This is a genomic window from Mucilaginibacter endophyticus, assembly GCF_003351025.1.
GTDB classification, from domain to species: domain Bacteria; phylum Bacteroidota; class Bacteroidia; order Sphingobacteriales; family Sphingobacteriaceae; genus Mucilaginibacter; species Mucilaginibacter endophyticus.
The window spans coordinates 799,611-816,843 of the sequence record NZ_QPCG01000003.1 but is presented as its reverse complement, the minus strand read 5'-3'; the positions used below and the strand labels follow the sequence as shown (position 1 = coordinate 816,843).

The following is a 17,233-nucleotide window of genomic DNA, read 5'->3' as shown; positions in this document are numbered from 1 at the left end:
TCTCGACTTAAGACTTCTGACTCAATATCAGTTAGTCAGCTGTATCGGGTTTTATATCCTCCAGCTTGTCGTTGTCAAACTTGTAATCAAAGTCCTTGTCCATTTTATCCCGGTATAATTTCATTTTTTGTTTAAAGGCCGGGCTTTTCATATACTCCTGCAATTTTTTGCTGGCTTCTTTAAGGCGTTCTTGTGCAGCTCTGATCTCCGGGCTATCCTGGAAACCACGCATTTGCCTGCCAATATTTTTCATGTCTTCCTGTAATTTTTTGATATCAGGATTATCATAAGCCAACCTCAGGCTATCGCCCATAGCCTGCATGCGGTTTCTTTTGGAAATAAACTCCGGCGAATCATAACGGTTGCGCATTTTCTGGCCCAGGGTTTTCAGCAGCTCTGTTTGTTCCTTTACTTCAGCAGGAATTTTGCTTTGCAGCTCGTCCTGGTATTTTTTGTAGTTAGGGTCTCTGTCGTCATTATAGCCGTTATAACCACGGTTGTGCGGAATGCCGTATTTTTTCTCCAGGCTCTCGTTCATTTTTTTAAACTCGGCGCTGCTGTAATATTTACCGATGTTGTTGCCAATTTCACCCATCTGTTCGCCAAGTTTTTTAGATTCTGATGTTTCGCCATATTCTTTCTGAAAATCCTGACCCATTTTTTCCATTTCGAGCTTCATTTTCTCCATGCCATCGGAGTTATAATAAGCCTGCAGGGCTTTGCTTTTTGCTTCAAGCATTTCCTGTTGCTTTTTAAAAGTATTGCTGCTGTAGTATTTGCCAATCAGCTCGCCTTGTTTGCTCACTTCGGCGCTTAGCTTTTCAAGCTGGGCATCATTAAAGCCGCTGTAATCAAAATCTTCGTGACGTTGTTTGGCTTTAACAATTTCGGCCTGGGTTTTCTTTTTATAGGTTACAGCCTTTTTTGCTTTCACCTTATGGGTGGTGTCATCAACAAATATGGCATGTAGGGCAGCAGGGGTAGCAACCTTTTTAACGGTTAACTTACCATCTTTTATAGTGGGGTTTAGCCAGGCAATGCTGCTAACGCCGGCAGTCATTATAGCAATGGCCACAAGCAGGTGGCGGATATTGCCTATAGGTTTCTTCGTTTTCATGATGCGTTCAATTCTGTTTAATAAATGATATTTTTTGCCGTTAGCAGCCAGGGCCAGCTGTAAATGCTGTTGCCTGGTTTGCTCCAGTTTAAGAAGCGCATGCGCGTAGATTAAAGGTTGTTGCGTTGTTTGCACAACCAGATCATCGCAGCTGTTTTCACGCTCCTGGTTAATAATGCGGTTAATTAATTGGGCAAAGGGATTAAAGAATAACAGTATGGAAATAAATTGCTGCATCAGGTTCAGCAGGTAGTCGTTGCGTTTAATGTGTGAGAGCTCGTGCAATAAAATGGCTTCAACCTCGGTGGCCGATAAGTATGTAGTAAGGGTTATCGGCAACAAAATAATGGGGCTTAAAAAGCCAATCATGCAAGGGGCATCAACCATGCGGCTAAAGTTTACCCACACATTTTTAGTAATACCCAGCTTTTGGCAAAGCTCATCGGCAAATTCCTGTAGCCTGTCGGCAGGTACCATGGTACGTTTTATCAGGCTGATCCTTTGCCAGCTTAAGCTCACTTTAAGCAGGTTAAATACCAAACCAACAAAATAAAGGGCCGATATATAAGGGAGATAACCTTTTATAACGTATTCGTAATAGTTGCTTTGTGGTCTGGCGGCTACTTCATGCAGCGGCAGGTAGAAACGTGGTAATAAAGATGGCGCATTGGCGGATGTATAATTAACCCACTCGTGCAGCCTGAACTGATGGATAAACGTGTATATAAACCAGGCGCTGATGGTGAGCATGGCACCCATGGCCCAATTGTGCTTTTTAATAGCCGATAATTGCGGCCTGCAAATAAACACTAACCTTAAGGCAAACCAAACTAACAAACCCTGCCATACCGATTGCAGAATAGTCACGCCCAACACCTGGCTTATATTATAGAATAAATTTTCCATCACGTTTATTTTTTGTCCTGATCAAATTGATTCAAAAAATTTTTAATAGCGTCAATCTCGTCTTTTGATGCGCGGTGCTGGCCAAGCGCCTGAATCACCAAGTCGGAAGTAGAGCCTTTAAATACAGTAGACAAGATTTTATCCAGAGCGTTGCTTTGCGCCTGCTCCATTGTGAATAAAGCTTTGTATAAATGTGTTTTTGAAGTGGTGTCGCGCTCAACCATACCTTTGTCATGCATTATCTGCATGAGTTTTAAGGTGGTGGTGTAACCGGCATCCTTGTTTTTAGCAAGCTCCTCGTGAACTTCACGTACGGTGCACTGGCCCTTTTTCCAGATTACCTGTAAAATTTCAAGTTCGCTTTCTGTTGGTTTAATTTCCATCTGTCTCTCTTTATTACGAATTTCTTCGTACAAATATCTACGATGGTTTTCGTATTTGCAAGAGATTCGGAAAATATTTAACAAATTTTAACGGTTGGGAGAGAGGTGAGTGGTTGATTAGGTGAGTGGTTATTTTTTGTCTGAACTCGAATTAAACGAATTTTGAGAATTTGCTCAGTATTCTGTTAATTCCTTAATTCTATAAATTCGAGTTCAGACAAAATTCCTAAATCCAACAATCACCATCTTTTAATTACTTTTGCGACAGGTAGATTCAAAAAATAAAAAATTCCGAAATCGAACCTCCGAAATCCGAAATAAAGAAACCATGCTGCAAATACAGGAAAACGTATCCCTCAAAAACTTTAACACCTTTGGTATTGATACCCGCACCCGTTATTTTGTAGAAATAGCCCACGAAACCGAGTTAACAGAACTGTTTGCCGATCCGCAATGGCTGCAAACGCCGTTATTGGTGCTTGGTGGTGGTAGCAATATGCTTATGGTTAATGATTTTGACGGATTGGTTGTACGGATGAATATCCGCGGTATTGAGCATCGCATTAGTCATAACGATATTTATGTTGAAGCAGGTGGCGGCGAAGTATGGAATGACCTGGTGAACTACTGCGTTTCTCATGATTATGCAGGGGTCGAGAACCTGAGCCTGATCCCCGGTTCGGTAGGGGCGTCGCCTATTCAAAATATAGGTGCTTATGGAGTCGAGCTTAAAGATGTGTTTCATAGCTGTCGCGCTTTTGAAATAGCCACTGGTACTTTCAGGGAGTTTAATAAAGAAGATTGTAAGTTCGGTTACCGCGAAAGCGTTTTTAAAGCCGAGCTGAAAGGGCTATATATTATAGTATCTGTAAAATTTCATCTTTCACTGGTGCCCAGCATTAACACCCGGTATGGGGCCATTGAACAGGAGCTGCAAAATAGGGGGATCTCAAACCCTACCATAAAAGATGTATCGCAGGTGGTGGCGCACATCCGGGTTTCTAAGCTGCCCGATCCGTCAACCATAGGTAATGCCGGTAGTTTCTTTAAAAATCCGGTGATCAGCGCTGAAGAATTTGCAGTGGTTCAGGCTAAATTTCCGGAAGTGGTGAATTACCCTGCTGCGGACGGCGGTGTAAAACTGGCTGCCGGATGGCTCATTGAGCAGTGCGGATGGAAGGGAAAAACCGTTGGCCACACAGGAACATGGAAGAACCAGGCCCTGGTTTTGGTGAACCATGGAGGGGCCACAGGGCAGGAAGTGTATAACTTTTCGTCGCAAATCATAGACAGTGTGTACACTAAATTTGGCGTTACACTACAACGCGAGGTTAATATTATTAGTTAAATAAGTTTATTTAAAGTGAATTCTTGTTTTAAATAAAATTTGTTCTAAATAACATTCCTGTTACAAAATGCCGTTTCAAAAAGCTTGTTTTTACTTGAATTATCATTTAAATGTCTGTTTTTCAGTGATGTAGTTGTTGTTAATGTGTTAAACGTACACATTGGTAACTAATAGGTGCTGAAATTAAAATGTAGAGTTTTTACCACACATTTTGGGTTAGTGGCATCATGCTTGTCTAATTGTTAACACAAAACTTTAACAAAATGACAAAGATTGAGTTTAACACCCTTGTACTACGTCAGGCGACTTCTTTAAGATCATACGCTTTACATTTCACGCACGACGCAGACGATGCTAACGACCTTGTCCAGGATACAATGTTGAAGGCCATAACTTATTACAACAAGTTTAAGGAAGGCACCAATTTAAAAGGATGGTTATATACCATCATGAAAAATACGTTCATCAACAACTATCGCCGTTTTGTTAAAATGAGCACCTTCGTTACTAAAAGTGATGAAATATCATCACCTAACCTGGTATTTAGTTCAACCAAAAACCAGGGCGAAGCCAAATTTGTAATGGATGATATTAAAAAAGCTTTAGACAGGCTGCCTGAAGATTATTATGTACCCTTCACGATGTATTTTGAAGGCCATAAATACCATGAAATTGCCGATCATCTGGATATTCCTATCGGTACAGTAAAAACACGCATTCACGTAGCACGTAAACTGCTTAAGAAAAATCTTAAAGCATATGATAACGGAATCGCCAAACCCGTTTACGCAGAGAATTAATTCAATTAAACTCCATCATATACTATAATAGAAAAACCGCCCTTTTAGAGCGGTTTTTTTGTTTTAAGATTTTAATTAACTATCAACTTAAAGATGGAGCCGCCTGCTTATAAATTAGCTGCTGCTTGATATAAAGCATTATAGTGCTTAAAATGATATAAGCTACATTTACAATATAAAAAATGGGTACACTTAGTAGCATTAACTCTCCTGAGTTTAAATTTAAGATACCAGGCAAATGCAAAATAGCACGCAAGTAAAAAATACCAAGTACAGTCATCAACATTACGAGCCAGCATATCTGAATATTAATAAGACGTTTAACGGACTTATTTTCCGACGGTAATAAACTTTTGTTTAATCGCCGTAATACCAACGGAATTATAATACCTAAAGGCGGAAATAGGATAAAACTCAATGTGGATAAATTGATGCGTATAAGCAGACTTTTATCGTATCCGGGAATGGAGCCATTAAAATTATCCGTTATTTGGGTTAGATATTCAATGTTGGTGTCAAGCGTAAATGCCAGTCTTTTAAGCGTGTCGCCTCTTGCTTCTGTTTCATCGCTTTCTATTCGCTGTACAGTTCTTAGACTTATTTGGGCTTGTTCAGCTAATGCTTCCTGACTTAATCCTTTGCGATTACGCAAATCCTTGATTTTTTTTCCGAGGCTATAGGTTTTCATATTTGTGCTGTTTTGCTGAACAAATGTATTGCCCAATAAGGATATATCATGCCGACTTGTTTACGTCATATTTATGACATATCATTTTATTTACTCCGATAAGGCTTTAATCGCCTCTCCGGCCACAACCTGCCCCGAAATAATAGCAGGCGGTACACCCGGACCCGGTACCGTAAGTTGCCCGGTATACAGTAAATTGTTAATGTGTTTTGCCCGCATGGCTGGTTTAAAAAAAGCCGTTTGCGCAAGTGTATTGGCCAAGCCGTAAGCGTTGCCTTTAAAGGAGTGATAATCGCTCTTAAAATCATTAAGTGCGTAACTTCGTTTCACAGCTATTGAGCTGCGGATGTCATGCCCGGTAATACGGGTAAACCTGTCCATCATCAGGTTAAAGTATTTTTCGCGAGTACTTTCATCATCATTTAATCCCGGGGCTATAGGCATCAGGAAAAACAGGTTTTCGCCGTCTTCGGGAGCCACGGTGCTATCTGTTTTTGAACTACAGCATACATAAAACAAGGGGTTGGTTGGCCACTGAGGCGAAGTGTAAATTTCTTTGGCATGCAGTTCAAAATCTTCATCAAAAAATAAATTATGATGCTGTATGCCGGGTACTTTTTTATTGATGCCGATATAAAAAAGCAAACTGGATGGCGACATGGTGCGGCTGTCCCAATATTTAGGCGTGTAATTGCGATGAGGCTTATCAAGCAAATGCTGGTCAACATGCTCATAATCGGCTCCGGCAATTACCATATCGGCGGTAAATACGCCTTTGTTGGTTTGTATGGTATTAACCTTTTTATCTTTTACATCGATCTTTGTAACCTCGGTATTTAGTTTAATTTCAACCCCAAGTTCGGTAGCCAGGCTTACCATCGCTTTTACTATTTCGTTCATGCCACCCATGGGGTACCATGTTCCAAGCGACAGGTCGGCATAATTCATCATGCTGTACATGGCAGGTGTGTTTTGCGGAGTAGCTCCTAAAAACAACACCGGGAACTCCAATAGCTTAACCAGTTTGGGATTTTTAAAATACTTGCGCACATGGCTACTCATACTGGTAAGCAATTGTATGCTGAAGCTTTTTTTGATGAGGTTAAAGTCGATAAACTCGGTAATGGAGTGGGAGGGACGGAAAACATATTCGCCCATGCCCACTTTGTATTTATACTCTGCCTGCTTTAGAAAATCACGCAAAGCTTTGCTGCTGCCGGGCTCTGTTTGTTCAAACAAGGCTTCGAGTTCGGTCATGGATGCCGGCACATTAAGTATATTGTTTTGACCGTAATAAACGCGATAGCCGGGATCAAGCCTTTTGAGCCGGTAATAGTCGGCAGTTTTTTTACCAAACAGCGCGAAGAAATTTTCAAACACATCGGGCATCCAGTACCAGCTGGGTCCCATATCAAACCTAAAGCCGTCCTGTTCCCAAACCCGGGCACGACCGCCGGGCTGATCATTCTTTTCAAGTATGGTAACCTTATAACCTTCCTTAGCCAAAACACAGGCTGCTGATAACCCTGCAAAGCCCGATCCCATAACAATAATATGCTTGCTGCTGCTCATGTTTAATGTGAAGCCCAAGGTAAGCAAATTGTTTTAGGCCCATTAAAAAACAATACGGCTTTGAATTTGTACTTTTGAACAAATGACCACTCGTGTGCCGATGATGAACCTGTACGATGAAGCCTGTTTTGAATGCAGTAAACTGATAACTAAAAAATACAGTACTTCATTTAGTCTTGGCATAAAAACATTCGATAAAAGTTTCCGGTATCCTATTTATGCCATTTATGGTTTTGTGCGTTATGCTGATGAAATTGTAGATACCTTTCATGACTACGATCAGCAGCAACTGATAGACAGGTTTAGCGACGAAACATTTCGCGCTATCAAAGAGGGGATCAGTACAAATCCGGTTATTCATTCCTTTCAGCAAATTGTTAATCAGTATCATATTGATCATGACTTGATCAGGGCTTTTCTTCGGTCGATGGCGATGGACCTGGATAATAAGGCCTATGATAAAGAGAGTTATCAAACTTATATCTATGGTTCGGCGGAGGTTATTGGTTTGATGTGCCTGAGGGTGTTTACAAGCGATGATGTTTTATATCATTCATTAATTCCTAAAGCCCGAAGCCTGGGGGCGGCATTCCAAAAGGTTAATTTTTTGCGTGATGTTAAGGCCGATTATACCGAACGTGGTCGCACTTATTTTCCGGGGATTGATTTTAATAATTTTACCGAGCAAGATAAACTTACCATTGAAGCCGAAATTAAGCACGACTTTGATGAGGCTTTTGAAGGAATAAAACGCCTGCCGGTTGGTACGCGACTCGGCGTTTATATTGCTTATATTTACTATCTGCAGTTGTTTAAAAAAATCAGTTATACGCCTGCTAACGTCATACTACAAAAACGCATCAGGGTATCGGATGCGCGCAAAATGAGTTTATATATCAAGGCTGTGCTGCAGCAAAAGTTAAATGTTATTTAATGTTCAGGAAGATTTTTTTTATCGTCAATATTTTGGCGCTGGTGTTCATTTTTCAATCAGTTAAGGCCGAGGAACCTAATCTTAAAGTACTGCGCAAACAAATGGTTATCGCCATTGATAAAAGCCAACTAACCGACTCGTTGTTTAATAGTCTTAATAACATCAAAGAAAAAAGCGGTATAGTAAATGGTTTCATAGGTGCTTTACTGGCGCTGAAAGCCAAACATGCCTGGAACCCATATTCGAAAGTAAAATACCTGAACAGATCAGAAAAGGTATTTAAGCAGGCTGTAACCGCCGATCCGCATAATATCGAGATCAGGTTCATGCGTTTCTCCATCGAACACAATGTGCCTTCAATTTTAGGGTTTAATAAAGATCTTGCTGTAGATAGTGAAGATATCATAGCCCAGCTTGATAGAAAGAACTATGGTTCGGCCGATAAGGAATTGACAATAGCTATTATCAAATTCCTGATCCATTCCAAAAGATGCACACCTGCGCAAAATCAGGTACTAAATAAACATTTAACCGAACTTACGTGAGATACGCCTATTTATTGATCAATTTGCTCACGGTATTTTTCCCTGTGGTGCTTTCGTTTGATAAAAGGGTAGCTTTTTACAAAAGCTGGAAGTTTATTTGGCCGGGCATGGCAATAACCGGTTTGTTTTTTTTGTTTTGGGATGTACTTTTTACCATCAATGGTGTTTGGTCGTTTAATCCGGCGTATATCATCGGCATTAAGTTTTTCGGTTTGCCCTTGGAGGAAATGCTGTTTTTTTTAACGGTGCCCTTCGCCTGTATATTCATTTACACATGTCTAAACCACTACGTTAAATGGCTGATGCCGTACAGGCTTACCAATAACATAAGTGGGATGGTAATATTGCTGAGCGTTTTGATGCTGATATTTTATCACGACCGGCTTTATACCGCGGTTACATTTGGTTTGTTGCCGGTATTGGTTTTACTGATTCAGTATGTTTTTAAGGCCGATTGGCTTAACCGGTATTACCTGGCCTATTTTGTGGCACTTTTGCCGTTTTATATTGTGAATGGCATATTAACTTCGATACCCATTGTGCTGTATAACAATGCCGAGAATATCGGGAAACGTGTAGGTACTATCCCTTTTGAAGATCATTTTTATCTGATGGCCTTATTGCTCATGAATATTGGTTTCTTTGAGTATTTTAAACAACGGAAATTAAACCGATGATTGAGCTGCCGATATACACTAAATCGCAATTGGCCTTACGTAACGGTCAGGATAAGCCCCAGATTTGGGTGGCGTATAAAGGCGATATTTATGATGTTACCGAAAGCCGCCTATGGCGTAACGGTAAACATTATGAACATTGGGCAGGTCAGGATTTAACAGATGAACTTCCCGATGCTCCACATACAGAAACTGTATTTGAGAAGTTTGTAAAGGTTGGTCGCCTCAACCCGCCCCTCTCCAAAGGAGAGGGAGGGAAAGACTGATATGCTTTTTAAAGTCCTCTTTGGGGGAGGATTTAGGAGGGGTATTACAATTCAAATTTAGCAAGGCCAACAAACTCCTGGATGCGATTGGCAATTTCTTCTTCGCTCAGGTTTCTTAACCTTTCTGAACCAAATTTTTCAACACAGAATGATGCCAGGGCCGAACCGAAGATAATAGCGTTTTTCATGTTATTGAAGTTAACGGTACCCACTTTGGCCATATAGCCAATAAAACCACCTGCAAAAGTATCGCCGGCGCCTGTAGGGTCAAATACCTCGGCCAATGGAAGGGCAGGGGCGCTGAAGATCTGATTTTCATGGAACAATAATGCACCATGCTCACCTTTTTTAATGATAAGGTATTTAGGGCCCATGGTTAATATTTTACGGGCAGCTTTAACTAATGAAAATTCGCCTGATAACTGACGTGCTTCGGCATCATTGATGGTTAAAACATCAACCATTTGTATGGTTTTTAACAACTCATCAAGGGCAATGTCCATCCAAAAGTTCATGGTGTCCATTACAATAAGCTTAGGGCGGTTTTTAAGACGGTTGATCACCGTTTGTTGTACCTGTGGTGACAGGTTGCCCAGCATCAGGTATTCGCAATCCTGGTAGCTATCCGGAATAATAGGGTCAAAAGCTTCCAGTACATTAAGTTCGGTTACCAGGGTGTCGCGACTGTTCATGTCGTTATGGTAACGGCCGCTCCAGAAAAATGATTTTTCGCCCTGTTTTATTTGCAGGCCTTCGGTATTAACGTTGTGATTTTGCAGGTCCTCAATTTCGTGCTGAGGAAAATCGTCACCAACAACAGCAACAATTTTTATTTTATCATAAAAGTAAGAAGCGCCCAAACTTGCAAAAGTTGCAGAGCCACCTACTATTTTATCGGTTTTACCAAAAGGGGTTTCAATGGCATCAAACGCCACAGTGCCAATAACTAACAAACTCATGTAAAGATATTTATATTTTTCGGCGCAAATATTGCGAAAAATAAGGGATAATCATTCATCGATGCTGATTTGTGACACGGATTTTCATCAGGGAAAGCATAATATGATAATTTAAACACCGGCAGAAGGAGAAAAGAACCGAAAAGTTATTCGGATAATAAAAAATGATAATGTGTCTTAAATTATAAATATCAGATAATCAGTATGAAATGGTCTTTGTGGAAAATATTTGATTTTTTTTTAAATAAAAATTGTGAAATATCGGACGAGTTTTTACCTTTGCCCCACTCCAAACCGGATTAGATTCCTGAGTAGCTCAGCCGGTTAGAGCATCTGACTGTTAATCAGAGGGTCGCTGGTTCGAGCCCAGCCTCAGGAGCCAAAGCCTCACAGACATGTGAGGCTTTTTTTATGCGCTGTTTTTTATATTGATAGCATAAAACTCGCTCCTCAATTTATTGTGCCTACTTCGAGGTGCTGATAAAGCAAAAAAGTTTCGTGACATTTTAACAAAGCATAGTTGTAGAATGTATTGTATTTTTAAGTCTGTTTTGCAGAATTAAATTTTATATATTTGATATGTGTGAAATATAATATCGGTATTTTTTTAAAGCTACCGTTTGTATCTCCAAACCTAATACCTGTTCTGCACAAATCAATAGCATCAACCATGATTAAAAACTATTTCAAAACAGCGTTGCGCAATTTTTGGATGCATCGTATCGTCACTTTGATTAACATGCTCGGCCTGTCGATAGGTGTCAGCGCTGCCTTGGCAATCTATATCATCGTAAGTTTCGATCTAAGTTTTGACAAATTTCATGCAGATAGCGACAGGATTTATCGGGTGGTAACAGATTTCTCATTCATGGATAAAGTGGTGGCAAGGCTTGGAAAAGTGAACGGCCCGCTCCCTGCGGCTATTAAAGCCGAAGTTACTGGTGTAAAAACTGCCGCTCCCTTTTTAGAGATGAAGGAAACCAATGTTTTGATCCCCAATCAAACATCGGTTCCTGCTAAATTCACTCATGAGAGTAATATTGTGATTGCCGATAGAGCATACTTTGAGCTGTTTAATTATAGTTGGCTGGCTGGTTCAGCACGCACTGCGCTTCAAAAACCATATGAGGTAGTACTTACTTCTGATCAGGCCAGGAAATATTTTCCAAATGTTCCTTACAACGAACTGCTGGGGAAAACTGTTATTTATGATAGTATTAAAACAACAGTTGCGGGCGTAGTTCAAACGCCTGTCCAAAATACGGATCTCTATTTTAAAGATTTCATCTCTTATGCCACGTGTCTCAGTAATACTGATATGAGGAATATGGCCCGGCTAACAGAGTGGCCGGGTGTAGCGTGGCAATTATTTATCAAGACTGATGAACATGCCAATGTCGCCGATATAGAAGCGCGTATTAATGGGGCCGTGAAAAAGTTTAGCAAGGATTTCAGGCCAGGAGATGAGCAGATTGAACATTTACAACCACTTAGGGACTTACATTTCGATCCCGTGTACGCCAATTTCGAAAAGGGGAGGCGCGCAAGTAGAGCAACGATATATAGCCTGCTTGTTGTTGCCGGATTTTTGTTATTGCTGGGATGTATCAATTTTATAAACCTTTCTACAGCGCAAGCTTCAAAACGAGCTAAGGAAATTGGCATTCGCAAAACAATGGGCAGCAGTAGGTGGCAGCTCATTACCCAGTTTTTAAGCGAAACTTGTATAATTACATTCTTTTCCATCTGTATAGCCATCATATTAACGCCATTCATTCTGAATTTCTTTTCAGATTTTATCCCTCCGGGCGTGTCTTTTAACTACCTGGATATTAAAGTCTGGTTGTTTTTATTCGCATTGCTTATTGTCGTAACCTTATCAGCAGGTTTGTATCCTGCAATTATTCTCTCTGGTTATCGACCTACGTCGGTATTGAGTGGTTTTTCTGACAAGGCGGGCGGGAATAGTCGTGGCATTTTGCTTCGAAGGTCGTTGTCCGTTATGCAATTTGTTATCGCGCAGTTTTTTATCATGGTAACCTTATTGGTTAATAAACAGGTTTTTTATGCACTACATAAGGATATGGGGTTCAGAAAGGCGGGAATCATCAATATAAGTACACCGCTTAACTTGAGGAACACCAATAAACAGCAGCTATTTAAAGATAAAATAAGCAACATACCTCAAATTGAGCTAATGAGCACAGGAAGTGAGCCACCGGCAGACGAAAATATAGGGACATGGGAGGTTACTTATAACGATGGGAAAAAGCAAGTTAAAACAACGGTGCAACAGCGAAATGGGGATGAAAACTATCTTAAAGTCTATAACATAAAACTTTTAGCCGGACGTAACCTACTCCCGGCCGATTCGATGACAGCAGTGCTGGTAAACGAAACCTATATACATGCCATTGGTTTTAGAAACCCAGCTGATGCTGTTGGAGCGTCTTTTGATTATGAAGGTAATAAGAGAATGATAGTTGGTGTAGTTGCCGATTTTCATCAAAAATCACTTCGTGACCCGGTTGCGCCGGTTTCTATACAAGCACCGCATTACCGTTTCAATGATCGTTTTTTCCATATCCTGTTAAAACCACAAGTTGCCGGGAGTAATGATTGGAGCGATGCAATCAGTAGTATGAAAAAGGCTTGGGCGGAAGTTTACCCGGATGTTGAATTTGATTATCATTTCTTTGACGAAGAAGTGGCCCGTTTTTACGAGAGTGACCGGCGTACTTCTAAACTTTTAAGCTGGGCAACTGGGTTTTCGATATTAATTAGTTGCCTTGGGTTACTTGGCTTTACCGTTTTTAATATTGGCAGACGCACAAAGGAAATTGGTATAAGGAAAGTATTGGGTGCATCGGTAGTACAATTAGTAGGTTTGTTGGTATCTGAAATAGCATGGATAATTATCTTGTCTTTTGTTTTAGTTATTCCTTTTGCCTGGGTTGCGATGAATAAATGGTTACAGAATTTTGCCGAACACACTACAATAAGTTGGTGGATATTTATTTTAAGTGGAATAGGGATGTTGTTTGCGGCGATATTAACATCCGGGTTTCAAACGGCCAAAGCCGCAATTGCAAACCCTACGAAGAGTTTAAGAAAAGACTGAATTTATCGCAATGTGTGGAAACACTTACAACTAAATGTTGCTAATTGCACCCACTTCGCGGCTTCAACAAAGTATTCTTGAATTTGTAACGGCATTTTGGTAGGTTTGAGAAAGCCACAAGCGCCTAAACTTATTTGATACCATTTACAATCCATATCACCTTTTATGACATCGCGTTTTTTGGTGCTGTATTTATCAGCCTGACATTATCGCTATTCCTATGGATCGCCCCTAAAGAACACCAGTCTGCGAACCGTTGGTTGGCTACGTTATTGACCGTTGTTGCTTTGTGGATGATCCGGATTCTGTCGGCCGATATTGATCTGGCAAAATACATTCCATTGTGGAGCAGTTTGCCATTGCGGTTTTCATTGGCAGTTGGCCCTTTGATCTATTTTTATGTGCGTCAGATAACTCAGCCAAAGTATATCTTCCGTCGCAAGGAGCTGCTGCACTTTATACCCGTACTGCCTGAAATAAGTTTTCAGGTATTTGCTGCAATACAAAATATAAATACAGGCGATGCTATTTACAGCAAATGTAACACCGCGTTGCAGCTACTCGCATTCCTGTCCGTTGCTATTTATTTGTATTTGTGCCATGCAGAGATTGACCGTTTTTACCAGAATAGAAAATTTAGCGGGGGCGACCGTTACCGGAACGAGTTGCTTTGGTTAGAACGCTCGGTCATCGGACTCGGCCTGCTATGGTTATTATGGATACCGTTTACCGCAGTTGATTATTTTTATTACCGCAATGGATTAAACATACAGCATTATTATCCCTTGTACCTTCTTTTGCTATCCATGATCATTTGGATTGCGGCAAAAAGCCATCTAAAAGCAGAATCTATTGAAAAGACCGATGTAGCTGTAAAAACATTATTACCGGCAGATCTGAAGCAAAAAGGCTCCTGGTTAAAAATGGAGATAAAAGAAAAAGGTTATTACCGTGATGCAGAATTAAGCTTGAACTCACTTGCAGAAAAGCTCGGTTTACATACGCATGAATTATCCAGGATCATTAATACAGTTTTCAAAAAAAGCTTCAACGATTTTATTAATGAATACCGTGTGCGTGAGGTTGCGCTAAAAATGCAGGATACCTCTTATGATCATATTACATTGCTTGGACTTGCCTACGAATCGGGCTTTAATTCACAAAGCAGCTTCCACCGTATTTTTAAGCAGTTTACAGGCAAAACCCCGCTGGAATATAAAAATCACCTTCAAAAGGTTCTCCCATCTTATAACTTGAGAGGTTTTACCCAACCTATGCCGCTAATATTGAACCATGTAAGCCCTCAGGGGTGGACGCATGAAACATTAACCGGCAGTCATATGATAAAAAACTATTTTAAAATTGCATTCCGCGGATTTTGGAGGCATAAGCTATTTACACTGATAAACATTATCGGTTTATCTATCGGTATAAGCGCTTTCCTTGCCATTTACTTTATTGTACATTACGATTTTACATTTGATAAGTTTCATAAGGACAGCGACCGGATTTACCGCGTTGTTATGAACATATCATTTCAGGGACATAAAAACTATTCAAGTGGCGTATTTGGCCCGCTGGCCGGGGCGATTAAAAGCCAAGCTACAGGAATAGAGGAGATTACGCCGCTATATGCACTGTCGTCTCATTTTGTCTATATCGACAAAGATAAAAATGCACAAAAGCGGTTTAAAGACGTGGACAAGATAGCACTTGTCGATCAGCAATATTTAAAAATTTTTAATTATGTATGGCTTGCCGGCTCATCGCAACACGCGCTTGATGCGCCCGGTCAGGTAGTATTAACATCCCAGCAAGCCAGGCTTTACTTCCCCTCGTTATCTTATAATGAAATGATTGGTAAAGTAGTTACCTATGATACCCTAAAGATAACCGTTAGCGGCATAGTTGAAACGTTTACCCAAAATAGCGACTTTACCTTTCATGATTTTATTTCCTTCGGCACCGCTAAAACTAATAAACAGTTAGCTGATGATCTGCAGATAAACAATTGGGGCAGGATCTCTTCTGCATCGGAGATTTTTATAAAGCTGGCGCCTGGCGTTCCTGCACCAGGGGTTATCAAACAGATCAATACCATTCTCAAAAAAAATAATCTGCTTCGTGGCGAACAAAAAATGCCTGCGCCCATTATAAACCTGGCCTTACAGCCATTGGACGATATCCATTTCAATCCCGACTACAATATTTTTAATTTCTCATCGCCAGCCAGCAAAACAACGCTTTACGGATTATTGGCCAGCGCTATCTTTTTGTTGTTGCTCGCATGTATCAATTATGTGAATTTAACTACGGCCCAGGCCGCACAAAGAGCAAAAGAAATCGGGATACTCAAAACATTGGGTAGTAGCCGGATACAATTAATAATTCAGTTTTTAGGCGAAACATTTTTTATGACATCCTTTGCAGTTTGCATATCGATTTTGCTTGCGCCAGTTATTCTAAAAATGTTTGCGGACGTTATATCCCCGGATATTCATGCAAATATTCTGCAGCCGGATATCATACTCTTCCTACTGATTTTAACTATTGTGATAAGTATTTTGTCGGGTTTTTATCCCGCAATGGTGTTATCAGGTTTCAAGCCGGTAACGGTGCTAAAAAACCAGGTTCGGGGTAATAGCAATAAAACACGGAACTCGCGGCTCCGTAAGTCGCTTACCGTTTCGCAGTTTGTTGTTGCCCAGTTTTTTATAATGGCTACAATTTTGGTAAATCAACAAATTTATTACGCATTACATAAAAATCTCGGGTTTAAAAAAGATGCCATCCTGATTATAAATACACCCTGGGAAACCAGTAAGGCCAGCACCAACCAGGTATTGCTGAACGAATTCAGATCGATGCCGCAGGTCGCCCTTGTGGGTTTAGGTAATGACCCACCTTCTGCTGATGCATTTAACAGGACGCGCATGACTTATGACGATGGAAAAAAGCAAATTACAACAGAAGAAATAGTAGTTAAGTCAGGTGATGAAAACTACATCAAAGTATACCAGATTAAGTTGCTTGCCGGCAGAAACATAACCGAAGCCGACACCGGGAAAGCCATCATTATTAACAATACCTACGCTAAATTATTAGGGTTTACTAACCCCCACGAAGCTGTCGGGAAGCAGTTGGATTGGTTTGGTGGCCGAAAAGTTAGTATTATCGGCGTAGTTGCTGATTTTAATCAACGGTCGCTGCATTCCACCATTTATCCGTCTATCATAACATCGGGCAGTCCAATCCCCCGGCCAATGATGACGTTACATGTTAGTTTGAAACCAGAAACCGCAGGCGGTAATGAGTGGAAAACCGCCATTACAAATATGGGAAAGGCATGGAAGAAGGCTTATCCCGATGATGATTTTGATTGCCATTTTTACGACGAAACGATAGCCTGGTTTTACGACAAAGAGCAACACACTTCAACGCTGCTCACCTGGGCTACAGGTATCTCGATATTAATCAGTTGCCTCGGACTGTTAGGACTTGCCGTTTACACCACCAACCAACGGACAAAGGAAATAGGCATACGCAAAGTATTCGGCGCCAGTGTCGCACAAATAGTTATTCTGCTGTCAACCGAACTGATATCGCTTATTTTACTGGCTTTTGTTATAGTAACGCCAGTTGCATGGTACGCCGTAAATAAATGGATGGAAAGCTTTGCTGACCATGTAGCTATTAGCTGGTGGGTATTCGTGATCAGCGGCGCAGGGATGCTGCTGACCGGATTATTCACCCTGAGTTTCCGAACCATTAGGGCCGGTATGGCAAATCCCGTGAAGAGTTTGCGCAACGAATAAATTGATATGGCAAGCAAATGCTTCTAAAAGCATTTGCTAAGGGTTCATTAAAAACATATTAATCTGTTTAAAGGAAGCATTTTCTCCGGGAAATGCTTTCAA

13 protein-coding genes and 1 tRNA gene are annotated in these 17,233 nt (G+C 40.7%); 9 read left to right on the top strand and 5 right to left on the bottom strand.

The genetic code is table 11. The annotated features are described in order from the left end of the window. Positions 1 to 31: 31 nt before the first annotated feature. Together DUL71_RS16650 and DUL71_RS16645 are read right to left on the bottom strand one after the other, a co-directional pair. The gene (locus DUL71_RS16650) at positions 32 to 2,023 is read right to left on the bottom strand and encodes a M56 family metallopeptidase (protein WP_114939143.1); all 1,992 of its coding nucleotides are present in this window, start codon (positions 2,021 to 2,023) and stop codon (positions 32 to 34) included. Between the two features lie 5 nt (positions 2,024 to 2,028). Further along, positions 2,029 to 2,406, bottom strand: a complete 378-nt coding sequence (locus DUL71_RS16645; protein ID WP_091217546.1) for a BlaI/MecI/CopY family transcriptional regulator — start codon at positions 2,404 to 2,406, stop codon at positions 2,029 to 2,031. Between the two features lie 328 nt (positions 2,407 to 2,734). Here DUL71_RS16645 and murB point away from each other — a divergent pair, with 328 nt between their 5' ends. Beyond that, positions 2,735 to 3,754, top strand: coding sequence for a UDP-N-acetylmuramate dehydrogenase (gene murB / locus DUL71_RS16640; protein ID WP_114939217.1), 1,020 nt, complete (start codon positions 2,735 to 2,737; stop codon positions 3,752 to 3,754). A 263-nt stretch (positions 3,755 to 4,017) separates the two neighbouring features. Next, positions 4,018 to 4,554, top strand: a complete 537-nt coding sequence (locus tag DUL71_RS16635; RefSeq protein WP_090528721.1) for an RNA polymerase sigma factor — start codon at positions 4,018 to 4,020, stop codon at positions 4,552 to 4,554. An 82-nt stretch (positions 4,555 to 4,636) separates the two neighbouring features. Here the strand turns inward: DUL71_RS16635 and DUL71_RS16630 are convergent, their stop codons facing one another. Both DUL71_RS16630 and DUL71_RS16625 read right to left on the bottom strand, forming a co-directional pair. After that, the gene (locus DUL71_RS16630; RefSeq protein WP_114939142.1) at positions 4,637 to 5,242 is read right to left on the bottom strand and encodes a helix-turn-helix domain-containing protein; all 606 of its coding nucleotides are present in this window, start codon (positions 5,240 to 5,242) and stop codon (positions 4,637 to 4,639) included. 90 nt (positions 5,243 to 5,332) lie between these two features. Continuing rightward, positions 5,333 to 6,814, bottom strand: coding sequence for a phytoene desaturase family protein (locus DUL71_RS16625; RefSeq protein WP_114939141.1), 1,482 nt, complete (start codon positions 6,812 to 6,814; stop codon positions 5,333 to 5,335). A gap of 82 nt (positions 6,815 to 6,896) precedes the next feature. Between DUL71_RS16625 and DUL71_RS16620 the strand changes: the two genes are divergently transcribed. The 4 genes from DUL71_RS16620 to DUL71_RS16605 are packed head-to-tail and all read left to right on the top strand — an operon-like array spanning position 6,897 to position 9,236. Then, positions 6,897 to 7,748 (top strand): phytoene/squalene synthase family protein, encoded by an 852-nt coding sequence (locus DUL71_RS16620; protein ID WP_244228779.1) that lies wholly within the window; start codon positions 6,897 to 6,899, stop codon positions 7,746 to 7,748. Continuing rightward, positions 7,748 to 8,293 (top strand): hypothetical protein, encoded by a 546-nt coding sequence (locus tag DUL71_RS16615; protein WP_112573360.1) that lies wholly within the window; start codon positions 7,748 to 7,750, stop codon positions 8,291 to 8,293. Before DUL71_RS16620 ends, DUL71_RS16615 begins: the two co-directional genes overlap by 1 nt. Beyond that, positions 8,290 to 8,970 (top strand): lycopene cyclase domain-containing protein, encoded by a 681-nt coding sequence (locus DUL71_RS16610; protein ID WP_114939139.1) that lies wholly within the window; start codon positions 8,290 to 8,292, stop codon positions 8,968 to 8,970. The genes DUL71_RS16615 and DUL71_RS16610 overlap by 4 nt, the downstream gene beginning before the upstream one ends. After that, positions 8,967 to 9,236: a cytochrome b5 domain-containing protein gene (locus DUL71_RS16605; protein ID WP_114939138.1), complete on the top strand. Its 270-nt coding sequence runs from the start codon at positions 8,967 to 8,969 to the stop codon at positions 9,234 to 9,236. The genes DUL71_RS16610 and DUL71_RS16605 overlap by 4 nt, the downstream gene beginning before the upstream one ends. Before the next feature lie 44 nt (positions 9,237 to 9,280). Here DUL71_RS16605 and DUL71_RS16600 read toward each other — a convergent pair whose 3' ends face one another. Next, positions 9,281 to 10,195, bottom strand: a complete 915-nt coding sequence (locus DUL71_RS16600) for a PfkB family carbohydrate kinase (protein ID WP_112573366.1) — start codon at positions 10,193 to 10,195, stop codon at positions 9,281 to 9,283. 305 nt (positions 10,196 to 10,500) lie between these two features. On the opposite strand from DUL71_RS16600, the gene DUL71_RS16595 reads away from it, so the two are divergent. From DUL71_RS16595 to DUL71_RS16585, 3 genes are all read left to right on the top strand, one after another. Further along, positions 10,501 to 10,577: transfer RNA gene (locus DUL71_RS16595), tRNA-Asn, on the top strand. 201 nt (positions 10,578 to 10,778) lie between these two features. Then, the gene (locus DUL71_RS16590; RefSeq protein WP_114939137.1) at positions 10,779 to 13,316 is read left to right on the top strand and encodes an ABC transporter permease; all 2,538 of its coding nucleotides are present in this window, start codon (positions 10,779 to 10,781) and stop codon (positions 13,314 to 13,316) included. A gap of 134 nt (positions 13,317 to 13,450) precedes the next feature. Further along, a complete protein-coding gene (locus tag DUL71_RS16585; protein WP_114939136.1) occupies positions 13,451 to 17,131 on the top strand; it encodes an ABC transporter permease in 3,681 nt (1,226 codons plus the stop codon). Positions 17,132 to 17,233 lie beyond the last annotated feature (102 nt).